The following is a 25,176-nucleotide window of genomic DNA, read 5'->3' on the forward strand; positions in this document are numbered from 1 at the left end:
TAATATTGTTAACAATTTTAGGTTGTTCAACGTGGTACTACACTCTATGTCATATAATAAAATATTACCTACAACGGCTATTCTTCTATTGGCTAGTTGCTCCTATACCCCGGAAACCCACATACCGCAGACTGATTGGCATAACATTCCTTTGCCCGAAACATTGCGCGCTGAAAGCCAATGGCTGCCATTGCAGGATGTTAGTGACAGTTTTTCTTATCCGGCTAAGTCAGCTGAATTTTATGACAAATGGCACGATAACCATATACGAGGCTGGAAAGGCCCTGGAGCGACCTACTTTAGTGCTTCCCATAGTAACCTGATTGATGGAAAACTGGTATTACATGCGTCCCCTGTTCCTGATAAAGAGCAGGGACAAACAAAAAACTATGGCAACTTTAAATCTAAGAAAACAATCTATACAGGGTTTGTTACAGCGAAACAGAATATCGAATATCCCATTTTTGTTGAAGCCAGTATGAAAATTTCTGGCTTAGCGCTGGCCAGTAATTTTTGGATGTTAAGTGACGATGACAAATATGAAATAGACGTGACAGAAACATACGGAGACACGGTACATAATGCTATGCAGATGTCTACGAACTATCACATTTTTAAACGTGATCCGGTGACCAATGATTATTTAGAAGACTATGGACATAAACCGAAACACACGACAACCGAAAACAAAGATTTGCTGAACCAAGATTTTCATCGCTTTGGCTTTTACTGGAAAAATCCTAAGCACATGGAGTTTTATTTAGACGGAAAGTTAGTGCGTACTTTGTCTGTTGATACCGATTTGACTGACCCAGATGGGCACTTTTTCGACCGGCCTATGCGCCTGATTTTTGATATGGAAGATCATGTGTGGCGTGCACAAAAGGGCATCACACCGAGTACCGAACAATTGAATGATAAAGCTAACAATAAAATGTATGTGGATTGGATCAGGGCTTATCGACCAGCAAATGCTACGAATTAATAGCTTGTAAAATTTTCGCAAGCTTATGAACTGCACTAATCAGTCACAAGAATTTCAGGAGGTCCTATGACGCAGAATAAATTTAACCGTATCACTTTCCTTATATTGCTTATTTTATTAGGTAAGGTAAGTAATGCTTTAGCTGATACTGAAGTAGAAATATCTGGGGAGCTACGTAAATGGCATGGCGTATCACTGACTTTTGATGGGCCCGACGTTTCAGAGAATGATGAATATAACCCTTTTGTGAACTATCGACTGAATGTGGAATTTACTCATAAACCATCTGGCTCCCAATATTTGGTACCCGGCTATTTTGCCGCCGATGGTGACGCAGGCAATACGAGTGCGTCATCGGGAAATAAGTGGCGGGTAAACTTTTCAGCTGATCAAGAAGGTCAATGGACATGGCACGCAACCTTTAGAAAAGGGGCATTTGTAGCCGTGTCAAACCAGCCTAATTCTGGTGTCTCGGCTGGGTTCATGGATAACCAAAAGGGGGCGTTTGAAATAAAGCCTAGTAACAAGTCTTATCCTGATTTTCGTGCAAGAGGTAGGTTGGAATATATCAATCAACCATACTTACGTTTTGCCCAAACCGGGGAGTATTTTATTAAAGCTGGCCCCGATGCCCCTGAAAATCTGCTTTCGTATGCAGATTTTGATGGTACGTTTCATGATGACGGACACAAAGATAATTTGGTTAAAACTTGGCAGCCACACCTGAAAGATTGGAAAAAAGGTGATCCAACATGGAAGCAGGGCAAAGGTAAGGCACTAATTGGAGCGCTTAATTACCTGTCGCAAAAAGGCATGAATTCTATTTCTTTTTTAACGCTGAATATTGGCGGTGATGACCAAAATGTTTTCCCTTATATTGATTACGACACTTACGATCGGATGGATATTTCTAAATTAGAACAGTGGAATGTCATATTCACCCATGCGCAACAGCAAGGTTTGTTCTTACACTTCAAAACGTCCGAAGTTGAAAACCAGGGCTTACTAGATAACGGTGGATTAGGATTACATCGTCAATTGTACTATCGAGAATTAATTGCACGATTTGGTCACCACTTGGCATTAAATTGGAATATGGGGGAAGAAAATGGCGAGTGGGTCGCTAACCATAAAACCATGCCACAATCGACTATTCAACGTTTAGCAATGGCCAAATATTTTTACAACAACGACCCATACCACCATCACGTAGTGATTCATAATGGCAATGATTACGATGATTTAACTGGGCCTGACAGTTATTATACGGGGGCTTCTGTACAAACGGGGCGCAAAGATTTTGCTAATGTACACGGCGCGGTTAAGCGGCTGCGTGAGTGGCCGCTAACAAATGGTCGACCTTTTGCCGTGTCTGTAGATGAACCCGGAGATGCACAAGATAGTCTATTGCCCGACAGTGTTAATGCTAAACATGATAATGCCAGAATGAATGGTCTATGGGGCGCGTTAACAGCAGGAGCTTGGGGCACAGAGTGGTATTTTGGTTATGCGCACCCTCACTCTGATTTAACGGCACAAGATTGGCGCTCCCGCGATTTATTTTGGGAGCAAGCCAAACATGCGTTAGATTTCTTTAAAATGGCTGATGTGCCTTATCATAAAGCTAAAAACTTGGATAATTTGTCGAATGGCCATTGGGTGTTAGGTGAAGAAGGACAGTTTTATATCGTGTTTGTTAAACATGCCAAAAAGTCGATTTCGCTAAACTTTTATTTAGGGATGGCCGACTATTCCGTGCAGTGGTACAACCCTCGAACAGGTGGCAAATTACAAACTGGCAGTATTGACAAGGTTTACGTGACGAAGCCAAGAGCAGGCTACAAAAAATATGAACGTCATGAGTTAGGCACTCCACCTTCTGACGACAATCAAGATTGGGTGATCCTAGTTAAACGTAATTAATTTACTATTGGCAGCCGCTTTGGCTGCCAAATATAGACTTATCAAGATGTTCGATTAATACCTATTGATGTTCTCATCTACATTTCAAAAAAAAGATGTAATCAAAATGATTGCATTTTAAAGTGAACTCAATTAGTATTTTTACATCGAATCATTTTGAGTATATCAATTTATGTCTAAACCTTCGGATCAGCAAACAAAATCAATTACTTCTCAATTTAAGCAGCAAGCGTTAGCAGAGTTAACCCATGCTCAAAAAGATCGATTAGCCTTTATCGATTTTAGTTTGCAGTATTTTGGACATGTGGCAAGAGCAGATTTAATTGATAGATTTAGAACAGGCTTGGCTGCGAGCACCCGCGATTTTAGTACTTATAAAGAATTAGCACCTAATAATCTGGTATTGAAACATCAAACTAAGAATTATCATCGCACCGCTTCGTTTACTCCTTTATTCAATCATGATCCAGAGGTTATCCTAACGTCTCTTAGCCGTGGCTTTGGCAATGGAATTTCCAATGGAATTCAGCCGTCAGAACAATGTTTTGATGCCGTGCGCTTGATCCACCCAGACCCTACTGTTATTGCTGGGATCATGCGGGCTATCCATAGTAATAAAGCGATTAAGGCGTCATACGTGTCAATTTCTTCTGGTGAGTCTGAAAGAGCGCTAGTTCCCCATTCTATCGTTAATAATGGCCACCGCTGGCACGTGCGTGCCTATGATCGCAAACATAATAGTTTTAGAGACTTTGTCTGTACACGCTTTACTAAGGTTGAAGTAATGCTAGAAGATATTCATGTACATGAAGGGTGTCATTATGATGAACAATGGCAGAAAATTGTTGAAATTACGCTTATTCCTCATCCCAATATATCGCAACCTAAGGCTATCGAAATGGACTATGCCATGGTTGACGGTAAGTTGAGCCTACAATTGCGGGCGGCTGTGGCGGCTTATGTGTTGCGTCAATGGCAGGTTGATTGTTCTGCTGGATACAACGCCACAAACATAGGGTGCCAGCTCGCCTTGGCTAATCAGCAAATTGTTGAGCAAATTGACAATGCGGGATTACTACTACATTAAAGGCTTTGAATTGAGCATGAGTCGCTCGGTATTCTGTGTCAATGTGCGCATGATAAATGGGCTATTCACTCTATCATTAATATGAATAGTGGATATTCATTTTATTTATGAACAAAAAATTAAAAATCAGGTAAACTACCACAAAAATTTATCCATGCTAATTATAATGTTATTAGCTAATTTTAGCCCCAGAGAGAGGTATGTATGAGTTTGTTTTTAGAATACATAAAAGAAATTGAAACCCGCAAAAAAGACCTAGACTTAGCCCCAAAACCAATCGATAGCGCTGAATTATTAGCCGAAATTATTGAACAAATAAAAGATCCTGGGCATGCCCACCGCGAAGATTCACTTAACTTCTTTATTTATAATACTTTACCTGGCACAACTAGCGCAGCCGGCGAAAAAGCTAAATTCTTAAAAGAAATCATTTTAGGTGAAGCTGTGGTTGCAGAAATTTCTGTGCAGTTTGCTTTTGAGTTACTTTCGCATATGAAAGGAGGGCCTTCAGTCGCAGTATTACTAGATTTAGCGCTTTCTGATAATACTGATGTTGCAGCCCCTGCTGCTGAAGTACTTAAAACTCAAGTATTCTTATATGAAGCAGATACCGAACGTCTTGAAAACGCACTTAAGGCCGGTAATGTCATTGCCAAAGACATTCTGGAAAGTTATGCTCGAGCAGAATTCTTTACCAAACTCCCTGATATTCCAGAAGAAATAGATGTAGTAACTTATATTGCTGGTGAAGGTGATATATCCACCGATTTGCTTTCTCCTAGCAATCAAGCTCACTCTCGTTCAGATCGTGAGTTACATGGTAAGTGCATGATCACCCCTGAAGCTCAAGTAGAAATTCAAGCGCTACAAAAGCAGCATCCAGGCAAAAAAGTTATGTTAATCGCTGAAAAAGGCACTATGGGTGTTGGTTCATCTCGTATGTCTGGCGTTAACAACGTAGCATTGTGGGCAGGTGAGCAAGCGAGTCCTTATATTCCATTTGTGAACTTTGCACCGGTTGTTGCCGGTACTAACGGTATTTCTCCTATTTTCTTGACGACTGTTGGTGTAACCGGTGGTATTGGTCTTGATCTTAAAAACTGGGTTAAGAAAGTAGATGCGGCTGGTAATACAGTACTGAATGATAATGGTGACCCAGTACTTGAGCAGGTTTATTCTGTTGCAACGGGTACTGTACTAACAATTAATACCAAACAGAAAAAACTATACAACGGCGATAAAGAGCTGGTAGACGTGTCTTCTGCTTTCACTCCGCAATCAGTTGAGTTTATGAAAGCCGGTGGTTCTTACGCTATTGTATTTGGTAAGAAACTACAAAACTTTGCTGCCGAAGCCCTTGGCATAGAAGCACCAGTAGTGTTTGCTCCTTCAAAAGAAATTTCCAATGCTGATCAAGGTTTAACTGCAGTAGAAAAAATCTTTAACCAAAATGCAGTAGGTGTGGCATCTAAAGCTGCACTTCACGCCGGCTCTGACGTACGTGTAAAAGTGAACATTGTTGGTTCGCAAGACACCACAGGTTTAATGACGTCGCAAGAGCTAGAATCTATGGCTGCTACGGTTATTTCGCCAAGTGTTGATGGTGCTTATCAATCAGGTTGTCACACTGCTTCGGTTTGGGATAGTAAAGCACAAGCTAACATTCCTAAGCTGATGTCTTTCATGAATAAGTTTGGCCTTATCACAGCGCGTGATCCTAAAGGCGTCTATCCAGCTATGACTGACGTTATTCATAAAGTATTGAATGACCTGACGGTTGATGATCGCGCTATTATTATTGGTGGTGATTCTCATACGCGTATGTCTAAAGGTGTAGCCTTTGGTGCCGATTCAGGTACGGTTGCGTTGGCGTTAGCCACAGGTGAAGCGACTATGCCAATCCCTGAGTCAGTCAAAGTGACCTTTAAAGGTGAAATGAAAGGCTACATGGATTTCCGTGATGTGGTACATGCTACTCAAGCACAAATGCTTAAGCAGTTTGGAGACAATGTATTCCAAGGGCGTGTTATCGAAGTGCATATCGGAACTTTACTCGCTGACCAAGCCTTTACTTTTACCGACTGGACTGCTGAGATGAAGGCCAAGGCCTCTATCTGTATTTCAGAAGATGATACCTTGATTGGTTCACTTGAACTGGCGAAAAGCCGTATTCAAATAATGATCAACAAAGGTATGGATAACCAAGCCGAAACCCTTAAAGGTCTTATTGCTCTTGCTGATAAACGTATCGAAGAAATTAAGTCTGGTACAGTGCCGGCTCTTACGCCTGACAGCAATGCTAAGTACTTCGCAGAAGTGGTCATTGATTTAGATCAAATCGATGAACCTATGATTGCCGATCCTGATGTAAACAATGATGATGTATCTAAGCGTTATACCCATGACGTTATTCGTCCTGTTTCATTCTATAAAGGTAAACCAGTTGATTTAGGGTTTGTTGGTTCTTGTATGGTGCATAAAGGTGATATGCAAATTATCGCGCAAATGTTCCGTAACATTGAAAAACAAAACGGAAAAATTGAATTTAAAGCCCCACTAGTTGTGGCACCACCTACATATAATATTGTTGATGAACTAAAAGCCGAGGGCGATTGGGAAATTCTACAAAAATATTCAGGCTTTGAATTTGATGATGCTGCACCTAAAAATACCGCACGTACTAAATATGAAAATATCATGTATTTGGAACGCCCTGGTTGTAACTTATGTATGGGTAACTAGGAAAAAGCTGAACTACAGGTGACACCGTTATTGCCACCTCAACTCGCTTGTTCCAAGGTCGCGTAGTTGCGGACTCGGCAGAGAAAAAAGGTGAGTCACTATTAGGCTCTACACCATTAGTGGTACTTTCCACTATGTTAGGTCGTTTCCCTACTATGGATGAATACAAAGCTGCGGTTGATGGTATTAACTTAACGGATTTTGCACCACCTACACATTCTTTAACGTCAGCGCCAGTTGAAGCTGTGAAGATTGCTGATCCTAGCTAGGTTGATTTGAATCATTAGGCTGAAGCTTAATTACAAAAACCGGAATAGAGCAATCTACTCCGGTTTTTTTGTACCTGCTATTTATCACTTGAAAATGATAGCCAGTTAGATGAATAGGCATGGCGACAATTGGTTTGAACTTTTCGTCATCATTTCGCTCAGATTATTAACCTGAATATGAGAACAATAAGCGATGTATAAATTAATCTTTTCAAGTGTTCTATGTCTGAGCTTTGCTTTTTTAAGTGCATGCACCACAAAACAGGCCAAGCACTTTGTTGGTGGAGCGATTGCCAGTGGTGCTGATACGGAAGTACGATACAGCCCGTCACAGTGCCGGACTTTGCGTGCACAATGTGTGCAGGGCGACTTTCAAGAATGGGAAACCAGTGAAAAAGAAATGGGCTGCTCTTGTAAAAAACTGTAACCTTAGCTTTTTGGTATTGGGATCAGTGACGAGATATGTTTAATAAAATGAGCGTTCGCGCTTTTGTTGTATTTGTTTGGCTAATGATGCTTGTTTTGCCTGTTAGGGCAGGCGGTGTGGTTTTTTCTGACGTTAAAGTCGCGGTTAATCAACAAACCTATTTGCTAGAGTATGCCACTTCTTTTGAGCAAAGAGCGCAAGGTTTAATGCATAGAGAGTCCCTGTGTAACAGCTGTGGTATGTTGTTTAACTTTCAAAAAACTCGTGCGGTCAATATGTGGATGAAAAATACATTGGTCCCATTAGACGTGGCATTTATTCGTGCGGATGGATTTATCGTCAATATTGAAGCCATGCAACCTCATGATCTTGCCACTACGAGTTCTTCTGGTGACGTACTGTATGCGTGGGAAATGAACCAAGGCTGGTTCGCAAAAAATGGAATTGCTGTTGGAGATAGCATCACAATTATAGAAAAATAATCGAATAGCAACGAGTATTCGCGGTTAGGGTTTTATTTTTGTTAAAGGATTTTCGTACAGTCTAATGAAAGCAGTAATAGGAGAGTTTATGAGGGCAATGAGTACCGTATTCAGTGTCGTCTTTGTGTTAGTTGTTTTAAACGCTTGCCAGCAACCAGCAGGAGAAAACACCACACAAGATGACTTCAATGAGGTTACGTTTGCATGTGAGCGCGGAAAATCTATCGTTGTGCGATTCTCCCTGAACAGTGAATTAGCCATGTTGTTTGACAATAATCAAGTGGCCGAACTGACTCAGAAACCCTCGGCTTCTGGCTATTTTTATACCAATAATAAAATAAGTATCAGAGGTAAAGGTGACGCCCTTCAGTTAGAAATAGGTCGGATGGCTGCGCTTAAATGCCATGCCCAATAGTGTGTTATTTTCTCTCTGTATTCACTTCATATGTAAATGCCAGTTTTTAAAATTAGTTACTTAGAGTTTCTAATTATTCGTTATATTCCTATCAACTTGTCTCAGCGCGATTCTGTATACATTATATCCAAGTTCGAGTTAGATTGTTTTTCTTTACTAAACCGGGTTAGTTCCGGCTTTTGTAGGCTAAATGCCGTAAATTAGGCAAAGCTTGTTATGTAAGCAAAAATAATCAATATGAAAGCTTAAGCAAGAACGTAGAAAACTTTGTTGTTCAGCAATGTGTGTAGACTATGTGAAAGCGGCTGAAGTCCGAACAGTTAAGCATGAGAGATTGTTGTCCTAAAATGAGTCGTTAGTGGATTGGCGCTCACGTTAAATGCATGATTTTAAATTTATAATGGATTGGTTTACTGGAGGTTTTAATGACAAATTTAGTTGATTTAGTCCCACCTGGGGTTGTTAGTGGTAAAGATTTAGATACTTTGTACCGTGTCGCTCGTGAAAATAAATTCGCTTATCCCGGCGTGAACGTGGTAGGTACCAACTCGGTAAATGCCGCTTTAGAAGCCGCATACCAGATCCAATCGCCGATTATTATTCAATTGTCTTATAGTGGATCAGCTTTTTTCTGTGGCAAAGGCGCAAACTTATCTGGGCATCAGCCTGCCATCGTGGGGGCAATTGCTGCTGCTCATTACATTCACAATGTGGCGAAACACTATGGCATTCCTGTTATTTTGCATACAGATCACGCTGCGAAAAAATTGCTTCCTTGGATTGATGGATTACTAGAAGAAAGTGAAGAGCTCTATGCCAGAACTGGCAAGCCATTGTTTAGTTCTCACATGCTAGATCTGTCGGAAGAGCCGTTAGAAGAGAACATTGCAACGTGCAAAGACTATCTAAAACGCATGTCAAAAATGGAAATGTCTATTGAAATTGAGCTAGGTTGTACAGGTGGCGAAGAGGATGGGGTAGATAATACTGACATTGATAACTCTCTACTTTATACGCAGCCTGAAGATGTCGCTTACGCCTATGAGCAATTAAGTGAAGTCTGCGAACAATTTACTATTGCGGCTTCTTTTGGCAATGTGCACGGTGTATACAAACCAGGTAATGTTAATTTGACGCCGGTGATCCTTAAAAACTCACAAGCCTATGTGTCGAAAAAATATAACTTACCAGACAACTCGTTAAACTTTGTCTTCCATGGTGGTTCTGGCTCTACTCCTGCAGAAATAGAAGAGGGAATTAGTTATGGGGTAATTAAGATGAATATAGATACTGACACCCAATGGGCTTGTTGGCATGGCGTTCTTAATTATTACCAAGAGAACAAAGATTGTTTGCATACCCAAATTGGTAATAGTCAAGACGCTGACGCGCCAAATAAAAAGTATTACGATCCACGGGTGTGGTTACGTAAACTTGAAGTATCTATGGCTGATCGCCTGCAGTTGGCCTTTAAAGAGCTTAACTGTGTGGAACGTTATAAAACAAGATAATACCAATCCGACATTTTAAGTCACCACTCAGTGATAGTTTACATGCACTTAATCAAGCCGCTTGAATGAGCGCTTTGAATTAACAACTGGTTACTAAAAAGCAGCCTTTGCTTTTTTAGTAACCAGCAACTCAGAGTAAGCGCATTTACCACTCGCCTGAATGGAATGCCTCTGTGGTTTTGCTCTGCGCTGCTGGTATGTAAATGGTAACAACCATTCAAACACCGACGTCTTGTTCAAAAAAACGCTGAGTGATTTTTGAGAGAGCATTTATCAATGTGGATTGGTATAACTAACCTAAATCCTGAACAAGGCGAACCTCTCGATAACGCTCTTTTTGTGTCTAGCGGCGTTGGATTGTTTAGCAATATCACGTTATTAGGTGCAACAATCTGCTATTTCAACTGGTTGCTTATTTTTGAGCCTTGGCGTTTTTTGCTGAGGAATATTTACTTGTTCTAAGGAAGGTGTTTTTACAAGATAGGGATGAAAAATGGTGGCCCTTCCCTGACTCGAACAGGGGACCTGACGATTATGAGTCGTAGAATAAATGTGTTTAGTTGTATAGATTAACGTCCCTAAAACCCTTTATAAATAAGGATGTTAGTTTTTTTAGTTATCTGGCGTATTGTTCCGTATTGATGTATATTTACTCAATACCGATCCGCTACCGATCCGCTACCGATCCGCAGTCAATAAAAAGCCCCAACAGTGCGCCAACACCATTAGGGCTACCATAAGAACCATAAGGGGGGTCACATGGCTAAATCAAATAGTACCACGAGTAAGGTTAATTTTACCGCTGATAGAGTTAGAAGCTTTAAGTGTGCCAACGACAAGAAAGAATCTTTTATATGGGATAAAGGTTGTACTGGTTTAGGTATTAGAGCTTTTGGCTCAGGAAGAAAAACCTACATTTTCCAAAAATGGATAAATGGTAAATCAAGGCGGGCAGTAATTGGCCCTGTAGATTCTTTTGATATTGAACAAGCAAGAGCAAAGGCTAAAGAGTTACAAGTTAAGGCTAGTGATTATATAAGCCCTGCTAAGGTAAAAGAGAACAAGCAGCTAAAGAAGCAGCCGAAGAACAAGAATTAATACGCTCCAATGTAATGCTAGGCGATATTTGGAAGGAATATATTGAAAGTAATAAATCAATCTGGGGGGATAAACATCTAAAAGATCATGTTAAGGCAGTACAAGAGGCGGGCTTACCTTGGGCACGTGGGAAAAATCGAGTAACTAAAGCAGGTTGTTTATATCCATTAGTAAATGAAACTCTAGCCTCATTATCAGCGCAGAAGATAAAACAATGGTTAGATAATGAAAATAAAACTCGTTCAGGAGTGGCGGCACAAACATATAGGCTGTTATTTGCTTGTCTTAGTTGGGTAAGTGAACAAGAAAAATACAAGGGGCTAGTTGACCCACAAAAACTAAAAACTAAAGCAGTCAAAAAAACAGTAGTTAAACTAAACCCTAAATCAGATGTACTGCAAAAAGAACAACTCTATTCATTCTTTTACTATGTTAGAAGTATTCAAAATCCTGTCATTTCAGCTTTTGTACAAACCTTATTATTAACTGGCGCTCGTAGGGGGAGCTAAATGGCCTTAAATGGACTGATGTTGATTTTCAATGGAACAGCTTAACCATTAGAGATAAAGACAATAGTAAGGGCGGTATTGACGGTGTACGAGTTATCCCACTAACGCCATATGTCGCTAATTTACTTTATCAATTGCCTAGGCGCAATCAATGGGTTTTTTCAAGTCCTACAGGGAAAACAGGTAAGCTGGTTGAGCCTAGAAAAAGTGTTCTTCCAGCCTTGGAAGCAGCAGGAATCGAAGGGTTAACTTTGCATGGCTTAAGGCGTAGTTTTGCCACACTTTCTGAATGGGTAGAAGTACCAACAGGTGTAGTCGCTCAAATTATGGGGCATAAGCCAAGCGCAACAGCAGAAAAACACTACAAACAAAGACCACTGGATTTATTAAGAAAATGGCACACAACCTTAGAGGCTTGGATATTAGAACAGGCTAACGTTTCTATACCTACAGAAAAAGTAAAATGCTTAACGCTGGTTAATGTAACACTATGAAAACAACACATTGGGCTGATGCCCCGCAAAGGTTTAAAGATTTATGGCCATGGGTGATAGCTTTAGACTCTTGGCTTTACCGTGATGAGGCTCCGCTTGCAGAACTTATAGAAAAAGAAGATATACCAAAAGAGTTTAAAAGCACTATTGCTCAAATAATCAGTGGGAAAAGAAAGCAAAATAAAAAAACGAAAATTCCTGCTAATGAACGCATGAAAATAGCAGAAGCAATAGACTTTAATTTATATCTTATAGATACTTTTTGTCACGCAAAAGTAGATAAAGGGCAGCCTGATGAGGCTGATGAGGCTGATGAGGCTGATGAGGCTGAACTTTCTTTATGTGCCCACATTGCAGATAGAGATGGAGTTGAGCCATATGAAGTAATGAAATATTTATATAGACAGCATCAAGAGGTATTAAAAAATGCTGCAAGTCAATTGGATGTCAGTGTAGAGACAATAAAAAATTTACTACGTGATATGCGGTCATACATAAAAAATTGGCCCCCCGTGTAAAGTAAACGGCATTATATTACACGAGCTGTTTTTTAGTTTTTTTTAATCACAGGCAAACTGAAGCTAATACAAACCAACACATGAGTATTAGCATGAATATATCCAGTACAACAAACCAAAGATTAACCACTGAACAACTTGCTTTAGCATTACACGGCAAGCCCAGCACAATAAGAACCCGCCTATGTAAAACAGGTAGTTATTACGGTATCAAACCAATCAAGTTACCCTCAGGGCGTTTATTATGGCCTGCCGAAGATGTACAGGCTTTATTAGCTGGCGAGGGGCTTGAGAATGAAGAACCCAAACGATTTAAATATATCACTCACCTTAATTTCTAAAGATGTTTCACCTGAATACATACCACCAGTAAGTACTCGTGCTTATAAGTTATTGTCGGTTTTAGCTGATGGCAAAACTCACAAACGTTCTGACTTAGCTATCAAGCATGGTTTTGGTGAGACCTTACGTTCACCACTTGAACTATTAAAAGCTGATAAGTACGGGAATTGGAAGATTGATTCAATCGATGCCTATACAGAAGATTCAGCTTTGCAACTAGACCATAGGCATTTGTCTGGAGACCCAGCACAAGATCGAGAAGCACGGCGTGAGCGAAAAAAGGTGTATAAGGAACGTTCAGCTAAAGATGCTGTTCAAGGAAAAGCCAGATTGCAGATTGCAATATCGGAAATGAATGAAGCGCAGATCGCTTATTTAATGTCGTTGGGCGATGCCGCAAACGACGAACAATAAAAAAGCCACTGTGAAAATTAATTCCAAGCGGCTCCCTTAAAAATTAGCTGGTGGATTGAGTTTGGCGACCGTCCACTAGCACAACATGAGTATAAATCATGCTTAAGTTTTTATATGGTACAAACCATTCTAACACTACTTCTTTTCATTATATAGATTGGAATAAGCTAGTAACTAACGTCGAAACGCCTCCCAATTTAGGCACGATAAGCCCCAAAGAAGCTAAAGAACAATCAGCGTTTATAGCAGCTACAGACGCGCCCAATAAGACCAAAGATACTATCATGAGTCATAATAATTTTACGCTGTTAAGGCTCGATATAGACGAAACAGAACTGAATTTAGACACAATAGCAGACACATTAGAAAGCCTGTTTATTGAGTCCTTTCTTATTCACACTACAGCAAGCCACCAGCAGAATGAGAACGGCAACCGCTACAGGGTTTATATAGAATTAGCCGTGTCTATTCCTTATGGAGTATGGGCAGCGCTAGAAAGCTATTTGAGTTATATATTCAAGGCTGATGATTGCGCCACACGACCACAACAAATTATGTATTTACCTGTAAAGCTTGATGGTGATAAATACGCCTATAAAGTGGCAGTTGGTAAAGCGTTAACCGTTGAAGGCTCGCAACTGCTAGAAGATGCTAAGGCATTTGAGCAGGCACAACTTGAAGAACAAGAAGCGGCTAACACTAAACCTATTAAGCCAACCTATAAACCCGACCTTATAGGGCAGCAGGTTTCTATTATCGACTTGGTTAATGAAGCGTACACTTGGGACGACTTATTATTAAGTTATGGGTATAAGACACAGGGCAAAGCGTATTTACCACCAGAGTCCACCAGCGCCAAAGCAGGGGCTTATATACTCACCAGTAATACAGACGGCAAGGAACGTTATTACTCGCACCATGAAAGCGACCCATGCGCCACAGGTCAAAGCTTAGATAAGTTTGATTTTATTTGTATACGAGGGTTTAGAGGCAATACAAGCGAGGCATTGAAACAGATAGCCGCGCGGTATTTTCCAGACGTAGACAGACACAACAAAGAAGAATGGAAAATCCACCAGTACAACCAAAAAGCGCAAAAGCTATTTAAGGCGGTGAGCTAATGAACTTACCAGCCCCCAATAATGTACTTAATGTGGAATTACCTAGTAACACAGAGAAAGACCAGCCTAATTTTGTTGATTTTATAGAGGATAATAAAGGCAAATTACGTTTAGTGAATACCGATTCAAATTTAGTTGCGTTAGGTGAACATCATGGCGTTGAATTTGTTTTCAATCAAATGACGTTCCAGCCTGAACTTTGCAATATGTTTGGTGATTCACTCACAGACAATTTTGATCAAGCCAGAAGTAAGTTAATCAGTGCCGCTAGTCGTTATGGTTTACCTAAAAGCGCGATAGATGACCACATGAGCGCGGTATGTATTGAAAACCCTTACCACCCAGTAAAGCAATATCTGGACAGTGGGCAATGGGACGGTAAAGAGCGCGTTAACAGCGTCATAAGGTGTTTAAATGCCAAGCATGAGCAGTTAGCTTTGCAAGTGTTAAAGCGTTGGTTGGTGGCGTGTGTGGCTAGTCTGTATGAGCCAAACTTCAAAAGTAAATTAGTGCCAGTGTTACAAGGTGAGCAGTCATTCAGAAAGACGGCATTTGTTGAGCGCATCGCTTTTGTTTTGCCTCATGCCTTTTTGGAGGGCGCAGAACTTAACCCTGATAATAAAGATAGTGTTTTATCTTGTATCAAAGCTTGGATTGTTGAGCTTGGAGAATTAGAGCGCACCAATAAAAATTCACAGGGCAGCTTAAAAGCATTTATTACTAAATCAATTGATACGGTAAGACCACCATACGCTAGAGCCGACATAAAAAAGCACAGACAAACCAATTATATTGCCACGGTTAACGGTAGCGACTTTTTAAAGGATGAGACAGGCTCAACACGTTTTGCAGTAATTGAAATGAAGAAAGCCGCTGATATGAGCAGACTTAATAAGTTATTAGGCTGGCATTATGACGGCACAGGCTCAATTAAGCAGGTAAAGCCCGAAGAACTTAAACAGTTTTGGCTTGAAGTTAAACAACTGTATCAAAGCGGTTACGGATGGGCGTTGACTGATAGCGAAGTAAAACATGCGGCAACCATTAATGATAACTATCAAGACAAGGGTTTTGCTTATGGTTATATCTTTGATAAATACATAAATCCTTCTACTGATTTTATAGATACCACTTCAATACATACGCCTTCATGTTTTGTGCAAAACTGGTTTACCGCTGGGCAGCTAATTAGCGAAGATACAAAGCTACAAGCGCATAATTCAGGCTTTATCGGCAAGGCATTGACACAACTTGCAAAGGAGGGGTATTTAGTAACTAAGAAAGGCAGGGCAAATAGTAAAAATTATAAAATAGCTAAATTCTAGCCGTTTCTTGTTCATGGTTAGGTGGTTAAGGATGGTTAAGGATGGTTAAGGAAATTAAAATCATCCTAACCACTCTTAATCCCTTTATTTATATGGTCTGTAGTTGATTTTGGTTAGGTGGTTAAGTAAAAACTCTTTAAAGTTATTTTATTAATAATAGAAGATAGGAAGAACGGCACAAGGATACACAGAAGCGGCTACATTTCCTAAAGTAGTGAAAGTTACCTAACCATCCTAACCAAATACTACGAAGCCTTGTTTTATATAGGTTATAGCTTGGTTAGATAAGCGGTTAAGTGATTCGTTAGGTAACCAGTTAGTTTTCGGCTGTATAATTTAGGTACGATTAAGGTAATATTATTTATATGTTAATGTGTTAGCTTAATTTTAAAAGGTTGTTATAGGGAAATATCATGTACAAATTTACTAAAATAATAAAGTATTGCTTTCTGTTGGCTTGTCTATTTTTTGCTTATGGGTGTAAAAAAACAGGAACAAAAGCACATCTTTATGAGACTTGTGTAGATACAGTTAGATCACGGCTAAAAGCTCCTGCTACAGCTATATTTAGTTCTATGTCTGAAAGTTATATAAATCAAAAAATAAAAACTTACCCTAATGATGGTGTCTTACGTGCAAGTTGGACTGTAAGCGGAGTTGTAGATTCTCAAAATAGTTTCGGAGCGTTAATTAGGAGTGATTTTTCTTGTACATTTAAGCAATGGAAAAAAGAAATTAAATTAGAAAAAGTTAACATTTAAACAATAAACTCTAATAGTGCTATATGAAAAATGAGTTTAGAGGGGCAGTGCCAAACTACGTAGTTATCTATTATGGGAGCTATACCGCCTAAAACTAATAACTGTAAGATTGCGCCTGTTTTTCGTAATAGAAAGTTATAAGGTTGAATAATGGCGACAAGTTCTCATGTAAGTCATCCGTAAACGCACAACTCTATTGATTCATATCAAAGACTTAAAGCAAGCTTATTTAAGAAGATACTTGATGCCAAGGTAGAACCATCCTTACCAGCACTAATTAAAACGCTCTGTTTTCGGACACCCTAGAAAGTGTTAAAATACAGCAAAAGTAATGAGATGATTTATTATGGCAGCAGGTGTTAAAACAGGTGGACGCAAAGCGGGAACACCCAACAAGCTTACCTTGAAACAAGGCAGGTACTTGTTAACGTATTGGCGGCTGAATTTGACAACTTACCAGCGTTGTTTGAGCAGCTAACACCAGAAGCGCGTATTGATGCGATATGCAAATTATCAAAGTATGTCTTACCTACATTAGCGAGCGTTTCAAGTGGTGTAATTATGAGACAAGAAAAACCAGAAACAGATATGTTTATTATTCCTGGACTCTAAAGTAGACGGTTTTAGACGCGCCCACCTATGAGAACTGACTCGAAAAACGTTAATAAAAGTTAACATCGGCATAGGTTTTCTTACCCATAAAAAAGCAAAACCTGTTAAAACCTTACATTCATTCCTAGTCGGAACTATCTTGTAAATAAATAATTGCTATCTCAAGACTTCCGAAAACTCTTATTATTTTCCTTTCTACTTCAATTTTAGCTTCCTGCTCGATATCGGATTGAAGTATTTGAAGCCAAGTTTTTACGAGTATGGCTGGTGGTGTTTGCATGATCCTTGTCCCTAAGTACCGTTTTATAAAAATGTAGTACAGGGATAAAAACATTCAAGTTACCCGATTAATAAAATCCTAAGATAACCTAGTGTTTATTATTTGATGATGTGTAGGGGGAAATTGATATCTAAATTACTAAGCTTTTAATTGAGAAAATTATTTTATATTTGCTAACTCTATTCAATATTGTTCCATATCCGATCCGCTACCGTTCCGAAAATGAAATATTAAAAATTAGTTAGTGAATACTATCGCGGTGAGGTTTTTGAAAAATGGTGGCCCTTCCCTGACTCGAACAGGGGACCTGACGATTATGAGTCGTATGCTCTAACCAACTGAGCTAAAGGGCCATTTTTAACTATTTTGAACAGGTCCAGAACGGAGCAACTTCAAAACGAGGCGCAGTATAAGCAGTTTTTATTGTCTTGTCATCACTTTGACACATAAGAATTATCAAATTTTGCTTGTTTGCTTAATTATTGCTCATTAGGAGACTTTGTATACCACTTATGTCGCATAAATACACGAAAGGAGTGCAAGCCTAAAAAAACTCTGTTATCTTTTATCCATAATAAGTTCGTTGGTTTCGTTATTAGCATTGGAGATAATAATGACTGAAAAGCCCTTTTTGGTTAGCGGTCGCAATACCTTGATTCATAAGATAAGAAAGTTAGATCTACTTGTTATTAATGGCGATGATCAACCACCAGTGCTGGTGACGCACAAAGGCATTAAGGAATATACTGGCGTTGTTCCTGATAATAAACGTGATGCTAAGCTATTAGATATGGAAATGTTAGATGTGACTAATATTGATATTTTTGGCGAAGAAAAGACATTACTGTTCGTTCAGACTATTAACGGCAAAGAATATAAAATTGATTACAGTAAACACGGTACGCCGTTATTTATCAAAATCCATCAGGAAAATGCCTTTTAATATAGGGTTAATTATTACCAAAATAAGCCCTAGTTATTAGGGCTTTTTTATTAAAGTCGTTTTTTCTGTCAGAATGCGCACTTTTTGGTTCAATCTGCATGGAATCATGAGTAAAACAAACTATTCATTTATAGTTTTAAATCCTTAACACCTATTCAGTACTCATTCCTAACATTCATTTTATATTAACCTGAATCCCAGATAAGCCGCTCCTCTCGATAACGCTCTTTTTGTGTCTAGTGGCGTTGGTTTATTTAGCTTAAACGATACTTCTTATCCAGAACTCAGGTTATATTAGTATATTGTCAGTGATGATGATTTTGCTTAGCGTCGTTTATCCTCAGATTGAGTGGCTTATAAGGATTGATGTTAATCTATGTTATAGAATTTTCTCACATGTTGATAAAGAACGCCTAAACCGTCTTTGCTTTTAAAGGTCTTGAATTTTTAGCAAAACCCCTCATCATTGAGAGTAAAGACTTGTTATTCTATTTCAACAAAGGAAATACCATTGAGCATTAAACTCGGCATAGTGATGGATCCCATCCAATCGATAAATATTAAAAAAGACACTAGTTTTGCGATGTTGCTAGATGCGCAGTCTCGTGGCTACGAATTATATTATTTGGAAATGGGTGACTTATATTTGCAAAATGGTAAACCGATGGCCCGTATGAGAAATTTGTCGGTTCAACAAGATCCAAATAGCTGGTTCGAACTACAGAATGAACAACATCAATGCTTGGCCAATTTAGATGTGATTTTAATGCGTAAAGATCCGCCAGTGGATAATGAGTTTATTTACGCTACGCATATGTTTGAGTTGGCTGAACAAGCGGGGACTTTAGTCGTTAACAAGGCACAGAGTTTACGAGACTTTAACGAGAAGTTATTTACTTCTTGGTTTCCTGATTTGGTGGCAGATACTCTAGTGACGCGTGATGCCAGTTTAATTCGAGAGTTTCACAAAACTCATCAGGATATTATTTGTAAACCATTGGATGGAATGGGCGGTACATCCATTTTCAGAGTGAAAGAAGATGGCAACAATTTAGGTGTAATCATTGAAACCCTAACTGAGTTAGGCTCTCGTTACGCAATGTTTCAGCGCTTTTTACCGGAGATTAAAGACGGCGATAAACGTATTCTAATTATTGATGGGCAAGTCGTGCCGTATGCCCTTGCAAGGCTGCCTACTAAAGGTGAAAACCGTGGAAATTTAGCAGCCGGTGGCACAGGACGTCCTCAGCCTTTAAGTGCGTCTGACCTAAAAATAGCTGAAACGATTGCGCCATTGTTAGTTGAAAAAGGTTTGTTATTTGTTGGACTAGATGTGATAGGTGACAGAGTGACAGAAATTAATGTCACTAGTCCTACTTGCGTACGAGAAATTGAAGCGGCCTATGATGTGAATATTACCGGAATGTTATTTGATGCAATTGAAAAACGTTTAACTGAAAAACGTGCAAGTGGCCCCAAAGGCGTGTAATGGCAAATATACAAAGTCTACAAAATTACTTACTGATTGCGTCACCAAGTATGGACGATCCTTATTTTTCCCGTACTGTAGTGTACATTTGTGAACACAATGAGCAAGGAACGATGGGATTGGTGATTAATCAACCTGTTGGTATGACCCTTAAAGAACTTGTGTCGCAAGCTGATGAAAATGCCCAAGTGATGGATGACAAAGCTGAAGGGATTGTGCTGGCTGGTGGGCCAGTCAGCCAAGATCGAGGTTTCATTTTACACACTACCCAAGAGGGATGGAGCTCAAGTTTGGCTATGACCTCTGAGATCATGATAACTACTTCTAAAGACATTTTATCTAGTTTGGGTAATGCTTCTTCACCTGAGAAATCACTCGTTATTTTAGGTTATGCCGGTTGGTCAGCGGGGCAACTTGAAGAAGAAATTCAAAGTAACGCTTGGTTAATGGTAGAGGCAGATAGTGCTGTACTGTTTGATGTGCCGATCCATAAAAAATGGGAATCGGCGGTACAAATGTTGGGCATAGATGTCTGGCAGCTCGGCCCAGACGTGGGGCATGCATAGATGTCAAAACAAGGACAACGCACAGTACTTGCCTTTGATTTTGGTACTAAGAGTATTGGGGTGGCAGTAGGACAAGAAATTACGGGGACAGCTTCCCCGTTGGATGCGCTTAAAGCGGTAGACGGTATTCCTAATTGGGATATTGTGGCTAAATTATTTGCTGAATGGCGCCCCCAACTTGCGGTAGTTGGTTTACCTCTGAATATGGATGGTAGTCATCAACAGGTAACGTTTTCAGCAAAAAAATTTGCTAACCGATTGAATGCGAAATATAAAGTAGCAGTTGAAAGCTATGATGAAAGGCTTACCACGGTTGATGCCAAGGCTCGTTTATTTGAATTGGGCGGTTATAAAAAGCTGGATAAACAGAAAGTAGATAGTGTATCTGCTTGTTTGATTTTTGAAAGTTGGATGGAGCGCCAATACTAATTCATCAATTTTAGGTTCGAAAAATCAACATACTCACTGTTGGCTTCTGTGGTTGCTTGCTGCCATAGAAGTGAACTTTTATTTGTTATTGCGGATTCATACCAAAAAATTCGTTAAAAGGAGTTAGTTATGTATAACACGATATTGTGTCCAATTGAGGTATCACCTGAAGGTCAAAAAGTACTGACAAAGGCAGCAGAATTAGATGGGTTCTACAATGCAAAGTTAATAGCCATTAACGTTATTCCTCATCACATGCTACCTAAAGATTACCAGAAAGAATTGATCGAAAATGTGATCCCTAAGATGGAAAGCATTTGTGCGGAATTTTCTATAGCCAAAAAGAATCGGTTTGTAAAAGTAGGCAAACCCTATGAACACATTTGTACACTGGCGCAGAAAAAAGATGCGGATTTGATTGTAATAGGTACCCATTCCAAAAAAGGTTTAAAAGCGCTTCTAGGCTCAACCGCAAATAGTGTGGTTAACTATGCAGAATGTGATGTGCTGCTAGTGAAAGTATAGTTTCGTTGACGTTTTAGAATTAATTCGAGGTGAATCTGTTGGTTTTTTTAAATAGGTATGAGTGAATTTTATGAAATTATTGATTAGTGTTGTTCTTTGTTTAGCGGCACTGAGTGTGTCAGCTAGCCAAAAAGCGATGACCGAAGAAGGAGAAGTGGTCATTTTACATGACGATGGAACATGGAGCTATGAAAGTAGTCATGCCGCTAGTGACACTGAAATTCCGCTTAACCCTGCAATATTCAGTAAAGATAGTCGTGCTAGTTTTGAATTAAAAAGTACTAAAACTAATTCTGTTTTTGCAATTGATCCGAAAAAAATGGAAATTCAAAAAGAACGAAAATGGCCATGAGGATGCAGAATATACCTTTCAGTTAAAAGAAGGGGATTTGTATGGCATGGTGATTTCCGAACAAGTCGAAATTGATGTTGAAGCATTAACCGATATTGCTTTTGAGAATGCAAAAGGGGCCGCACCTGATGCGAAAGTAGTGAAGAAAGAATACCGTATGGTAAACGGTCATAAAGTGATATACATGGAAATTGTGGGGACAATTCAAAGCATTAAATTTAAATATCTCGGTTATTATTTCTCAAACTCTACAGGTTCAACCCAGTATCTAACTTATACAGGCACTAATTTAGAACAAAAATATAAAGATGATATCAATATGTTTCTGAATGGTTTTTCTACTTATTAGTGGGGGGCTAGTTGAGCTATTGACCTGTTTATAGCGCTAGTTAATCTGAATCCTGGGCCGAACTTCTTTTCCAGAACACAGGCTAATTATTATTGGCGATCAGCCACACACTGCTTGAGTCATAGGATCATAGTGATTTCAAGATTAATTGGTTAGGTGGGGAGTACGGTACATCTACCCTAGCGTGGACCGTAGCCCTGGTTCATGACATTCTGATGGCGGTGGCTTATTTGCTTACTGTGTTAACAGTACTGCTAATTTCACCATCTGCAAATCGGGAGGTGATGTCGTCACCCGTAGCGAGTTGCTTAACACTTTTTACCACTTTGCCTTGCTTGAAACTTATATTGTAGCCTCTAGACAATGTTGATAATGGACTCACTGTGTCTAATAGATGGCTGTTGTTGGCTAGACGTTGTTGCTTGTTTTGTAGCAATAACTGACAATTTCTCTGTAGTTTTGATTGTAACTCAAGTAGCTTTTGTTGATAGTTTTGAATTTGCTTTACCGGTGAGGAAAGCTGTAGTCTGTTGGCTAAATGTAGCTGTTGTTGCTTAGTTTGCGCAAAATTACGGTGAAATACTATGCTCAGTTTATCTTGCAATTGATCTAAATATTGGTGCTGTTGTTGTAATTGCTTTTGCGGATGATTTTTTAATAAAGCTTGAGACAGTACATAATGTTGATGAGTTAAGGTTTGCTGATTAGCTTTGTATGCTTTAATTAATTTGTGCTCTAAGATCGCCACCTTATTGCTCAAATCAGTTTGATCCTGGCTGATCAACTCGGCCGCTGCTGATGGGGTAGGCGCACGTAGGTCAGCGACAAAATCAGCAATACTGACATCTACTTCATGGCCAACTGCACTGACAATGGGCAAACCAGAGGCAAAAATTGTTCGGGCTACAGTTTCATCATTAAAGCACCATAAATCTTCTAAAGAACCGCCCCCCTGCCAACAATCAGTACATCGACTTCTTTACGATGATTGGCTGTGGCTATTGCTTGACAGATTTGCCTTGGCGCTAATTCACCTTGCACTTGGGTGGGGTAAATGATCGCGTTAATTGCCGGATTACGCCTTTTTAATACTGTGAGTATATCGTGTAATGCTGCTCCTGTTGCTGAAGTAATAATACCTACACTTAATACTTGAGAGGGAATAGTTTGCTTGTGCTCGATAGCAAACAGACCTTCATGGGCGAGCTGTTGTTTCAGTTTTTCAAACTGTACTTTTAATTGTCCTTCACCTGCAGGTTCGAGGTGTTCCACTATTAACTGATAGTCTCCCCTTGGTTCATACAAACCAATGTTGGCTCTAACCAGCACTTTGTCTCCCGCTTTGGGTTTATTGATGACCCTGCGGTTTGCACCTTTGAACATTGCCGCTTTTACCTGAGCTCGGTTGTCTTTCAGTGTGAAGTACCAATGGCCAGAAGACGCTGCGACAAAATTAGATATTTCGGCTGACAACCAAATTTGGCCAATTTCAGCTTCAAGTACTGACCGTGCCAGACTATTCAATTTGCTAACGGTGAGTATGCTTCTTGTGGGAGTTTGGGTGTTAAACATTGACGAACAGAATATAAATAAAATGTAATAATCAGTAGTTTACCCGATTTAATCGTGCTCTAGTGAAATATCTGTGTGTTTAAAGCGATAAAAACTAGACTGAAAAGAGGAATTCCTCTAGAATTGCGCCGCAATTAAAACCCCATTTAAAGGTGATATTGCATGTTAAGGATCGCTAAAGAAGCCCTTACGTTTGATGATGTATTGTTGGTGCCCGGACACTCTACTGTTCTCCCTCATACCGCTAATCTAAATACTAGATTAACGCGCGGTGTTACGCTTAATATCCCTCTTATTTCTGCTGCTATGGATACTGTTTCTGAGGCTCGCTTGGCTATAGCCCTGGCTCAAGAAGGCGGAATAGGTTTTATTCACAAAAACATGACCCCAGAACAACAAGCGGCGCATGTTCGTATTGTTAAAAAGTATGAAAGCGGTGTGGTATCCGATCCAGTTACTGTGTTGCCAGATGCGACAATCGGCGAAATTAACACATTAAGTAAAAAGCATGGTTTTTCTGGATTCCCAGTGGTTGATGAAGATAACAACTTAGTGGGTATTGTTACTGGTCGAGACTTACGTTTTGAAAATAGTTTAGAGAAACCTATTTCGACAGTCATGACGACCAAAGAAGATTTGGTTACTGTCAAAGCTGGCGCCCCGTCAGAGCAAGTTTTGGATTTGATGCACGAACATCGAATTGAGAAAATTCTTGTGGTTGATGATAACTTTAAACTAACAGGCATGATTACGGTTAAAGACTTTCAAAAAGCAGAAAGCAAACCTAATGCCTGTAAAGATGAACTGGGTCGGTTGCGTGTTGGTGCTGCGGTAAGTGTTGGTGCCGGTACAGACGAGCGGATCCAGGCTTTGATTGAAGCAGGGGTGGATGTTTTGCTAATTGACACCTCACATGGCCATTCCCAAGGCGTGATCGATAGAGTTAAGAAAGTGCGTGCTGATTATCCCGATATCCAGCTTATTGCGGGGAACGTTGCGACAGGCGCAGGCGCTAAAGCCCTTGCAGATGCAGGCGTAGACGCCGTAAAAGTAGGAATTGGCCCATGGCTCAATTTGTACTACTCGTATCGTAACAGGTTGTGGTGTACCACAAATTACCGCTATTTCTGATGCCGTTGAAGCACTTGAAGGTACGGGGATCCCTGTGATTGCTGATGGCGGAATTCGTTTCTCTGGAGACATTGCTAAGGCATTAGTTGCAGGTGCCAGTTCAGTGATGGTGGGTAGTATGTTAGCGGGAACTGAAGAGGCGCTAGGGGAAGTTGAATTATATCAAGGACGTTATTATAAGTCATACCGAGGCATGGGATCTCTAGGTGCGATGGATCAAAATAATGGCTCGTCAGATCGTTATTTTCAAGACAGCAAAAGCGCTGAAAAATTAGTCCCAGAAGGTATTGAAGGTCGTGTTGCCTATAAAGGGCCAATTGCTAATATTATTCATCAACAAATGGGTGGACTACGTTCTGCTATGGGGTTGACTGGCTCAGCCACTATTGATGAACTGCGCACTAAACCGCAATTTGTAAAAGTGACTGCAGCAGGCATGGGTGAATCCCATGTACATGACGTAAGTATCACTAAAGAAGCACCTAACTATAGACTTGGCTAAATG

24 protein-coding genes, 1 tRNA gene and 3 pseudogenes are annotated in these 25,176 nt (G+C 39.8%); 26 read left to right on the top strand and 2 right to left on the bottom strand.

Features of this window, described 5'->3' with window-relative positions; genetic code table 11:
- Positions 1-46 precede the first annotated feature (46 nt).
- The 18 genes and pseudogenes from RS130_RS11525 (at position 47) to RS130_RS11610 (ending at position 17,035) form a co-directional block, all read left to right on the top strand.
- Positions 47-985 carry a family 16 glycosylhydrolase gene (locus RS130_RS11525; protein ID WP_316026077.1) on the top strand — a complete coding sequence of 313 codons (939 nt, stop codon included), beginning with the start codon at positions 47-49 and terminating at the stop codon, positions 983-985.
- Between the two features lie 66 nt (positions 986-1,051).
- Positions 1,052-2,908 carry a DUF5060 domain-containing protein gene (locus RS130_RS11530; protein WP_316026078.1) on the top strand — a complete coding sequence of 619 codons (1,857 nt, stop codon included), beginning with the start codon at positions 1,052-1,054 and terminating at the stop codon, positions 2,906-2,908.
- A 172-nt stretch (positions 2,909-3,080) separates the two neighbouring features.
- Positions 3,081-3,995, top strand: a complete 915-nt coding sequence (locus RS130_RS11535; RefSeq protein ID WP_316026079.1) for a WYL domain-containing protein — start codon at positions 3,081-3,083, stop codon at positions 3,993-3,995.
- Between the two features lie 204 nt (positions 3,996-4,199).
- Positions 4,200-7,006 (top strand): annotated as a pseudogene (locus tag RS130_RS11540) (bifunctional aconitate hydratase 2/2-methylisocitrate dehydratase).
- A 193-nt stretch (positions 7,007-7,199) separates the two neighbouring features.
- The gene (locus RS130_RS11545; RefSeq protein ID WP_316026080.1) at positions 7,200-7,433 is read left to right on the top strand and encodes a hypothetical protein; all 234 of its coding nucleotides are present in this window, start codon (positions 7,200-7,202) and stop codon (positions 7,431-7,433) included.
- 35 nt (positions 7,434-7,468) lie between these two features.
- Positions 7,469-7,915 (top strand): DUF192 domain-containing protein, encoded by a 447-nt coding sequence (locus RS130_RS11550; protein WP_316026081.1) that lies wholly within the window; start codon positions 7,469-7,471, stop codon positions 7,913-7,915.
- Between the two features lie 97 nt (positions 7,916-8,012).
- The gene (locus RS130_RS11555) at positions 8,013-8,330 is read left to right on the top strand and encodes an MliC family protein (protein ID WP_316026082.1); all 318 of its coding nucleotides are present in this window, start codon (positions 8,013-8,015) and stop codon (positions 8,328-8,330) included.
- Between the two features lie 425 nt (positions 8,331-8,755).
- Complete coding sequence (gene fbaA, locus RS130_RS11560) at positions 8,756-9,841, top strand: class II fructose-bisphosphate aldolase (protein WP_316026083.1); 1,086 nt, start codon at positions 8,756-8,758, stop codon at positions 9,839-9,841.
- Between the two features lie 759 nt (positions 9,842-10,600).
- Positions 10,601-10,939, top strand: a complete 339-nt coding sequence (locus RS130_RS11565) for an Arm DNA-binding domain-containing protein (RefSeq protein ID WP_316026084.1) — start codon at positions 10,601-10,603, stop codon at positions 10,937-10,939.
- A 14-nt stretch (positions 10,940-10,953) separates the two neighbouring features.
- Positions 10,954-11,448: a hypothetical protein gene (locus tag RS130_RS11570; protein WP_316026085.1), complete on the top strand. Its 495-nt coding sequence runs from the start codon at positions 10,954-10,956 to the stop codon at positions 11,446-11,448.
- A gap of 47 nt (positions 11,449-11,495) precedes the next feature.
- Positions 11,496-11,942: a tyrosine-type recombinase/integrase gene (locus RS130_RS11575; RefSeq protein WP_316028038.1), complete on the top strand. Its 447-nt coding sequence runs from the start codon at positions 11,496-11,498 to the stop codon at positions 11,940-11,942.
- Entirely contained in the window at positions 11,939-12,460 is a 522-nt protein-coding gene (locus RS130_RS11580; protein WP_316026086.1) for a hypothetical protein, read from the top strand. Before RS130_RS11575 ends, RS130_RS11580 begins: the two co-directional genes overlap by 4 nt.
- A 92-nt stretch (positions 12,461-12,552) precedes the next feature.
- Positions 12,553-12,801, top strand: coding sequence for a helix-turn-helix transcriptional regulator (locus RS130_RS11585; protein ID WP_316026087.1), 249 nt, complete (start codon positions 12,553-12,555; stop codon positions 12,799-12,801).
- Positions 12,755-13,216 carry a hypothetical protein gene (locus RS130_RS11590; protein WP_316026088.1) on the top strand — a complete coding sequence of 154 codons (462 nt, stop codon included), beginning with the start codon at positions 12,755-12,757 and terminating at the stop codon, positions 13,214-13,216. The genes RS130_RS11585 and RS130_RS11590 overlap by 47 nt, the downstream gene beginning before the upstream one ends.
- Before the next feature lie 98 nt (positions 13,217-13,314).
- Positions 13,315-14,337, top strand: coding sequence for a hypothetical protein (locus RS130_RS11595; protein ID WP_316026089.1), 1,023 nt, complete (start codon positions 13,315-13,317; stop codon positions 14,335-14,337).
- The gene (locus RS130_RS11600) at positions 14,337-15,662 is read left to right on the top strand and encodes a VapE domain-containing protein (protein WP_316026090.1); all 1,326 of its coding nucleotides are present in this window, start codon (positions 14,337-14,339) and stop codon (positions 15,660-15,662) included. Before RS130_RS11595 ends, RS130_RS11600 begins: the two co-directional genes overlap by 1 nt.
- A 413-nt stretch (positions 15,663-16,075) precedes the next feature.
- Positions 16,076-16,423 carry a hypothetical protein gene (locus tag RS130_RS11605; protein WP_316026091.1) on the top strand — a complete coding sequence of 116 codons (348 nt, stop codon included), beginning with the start codon at positions 16,076-16,078 and terminating at the stop codon, positions 16,421-16,423.
- 432 nt (positions 16,424-16,855) lie between these two features.
- Positions 16,856-17,035: a hypothetical protein gene (locus RS130_RS11610; RefSeq protein ID WP_316026092.1), complete on the top strand. Its 180-nt coding sequence runs from the start codon at positions 16,856-16,858 to the stop codon at positions 17,033-17,035.
- Positions 17,036-17,591: 556 nt separating this feature from the next.
- Here RS130_RS11610 and RS130_RS11615 read toward each other — a convergent pair.
- A tRNA-Ile gene (locus RS130_RS11615) sits at positions 17,592-17,668 on the bottom strand.
- Positions 17,669-17,928: 260 nt separating this feature from the next.
- On the opposite strand from RS130_RS11615, the gene RS130_RS11620 reads away from it, so the two are divergent.
- From RS130_RS11620 to RS130_RS11650, 7 genes are all read left to right on the top strand, one after another.
- Positions 17,929-18,258, top strand: a complete 330-nt coding sequence (locus RS130_RS11620; protein ID WP_316026093.1) for a hypothetical protein — start codon at positions 17,929-17,931, stop codon at positions 18,256-18,258.
- Between the two features lie 511 nt (positions 18,259-18,769).
- Positions 18,770-19,747 (top strand): glutathione synthase, encoded by a 978-nt coding sequence (gene gshB / locus RS130_RS11625; protein WP_316026094.1) that lies wholly within the window; start codon positions 18,770-18,772, stop codon positions 19,745-19,747.
- 8 nt (positions 19,748-19,755) lie between these two features.
- Positions 19,756-20,313, top strand: coding sequence for a YqgE/AlgH family protein (locus RS130_RS11630; protein WP_316028039.1), 558 nt, complete (start codon positions 19,756-19,758; stop codon positions 20,311-20,313).
- Positions 20,314-20,742: a Holliday junction resolvase RuvX gene (gene ruvX / locus RS130_RS11635; protein ID WP_316026095.1), complete on the top strand. Its 429-nt coding sequence runs from the start codon at positions 20,314-20,316 to the stop codon at positions 20,740-20,742.
- Between the two features lie 129 nt (positions 20,743-20,871).
- On the top strand, positions 20,872-21,267 hold the full coding sequence (locus tag RS130_RS11640) for a universal stress protein (protein WP_316026096.1): 396 nt from the start codon (positions 20,872-20,874) through the stop codon (positions 21,265-21,267).
- Between the two features lie 70 nt (positions 21,268-21,337).
- Positions 21,338-21,619: a hypothetical protein gene (locus RS130_RS11645; protein WP_316026097.1), complete on the top strand. Its 282-nt coding sequence runs from the start codon at positions 21,338-21,340 to the stop codon at positions 21,617-21,619.
- Positions 21,573-21,968, top strand: coding sequence for a hypothetical protein (locus RS130_RS11650; protein WP_316026098.1), 396 nt, complete (start codon positions 21,573-21,575; stop codon positions 21,966-21,968). The genes RS130_RS11645 and RS130_RS11650 overlap by 47 nt, the downstream gene beginning before the upstream one ends.
- A 226-nt stretch (positions 21,969-22,194) precedes the next feature.
- Here RS130_RS11650 and xseA read toward each other — a convergent pair.
- Positions 22,195-23,540, bottom strand: a pseudogene (xseA, locus tag RS130_RS11655) (exodeoxyribonuclease VII large subunit).
- Positions 23,541-23,702: 162 nt separating this feature from the next.
- Here xseA and guaB point away from each other — a divergent pair.
- A pseudogene (guaB, locus tag RS130_RS11660) lies at positions 23,703-25,173 on the top strand (IMP dehydrogenase).
- Positions 25,174-25,176 lie beyond the last annotated feature (3 nt).

The sequence above is a fragment of the Paraglaciecola aquimarina genome, from assembly GCF_032464635.1.
Lineage (GTDB): Bacteria > Pseudomonadota > Gammaproteobacteria > Enterobacterales > Alteromonadaceae > Paraglaciecola > Paraglaciecola aquimarina.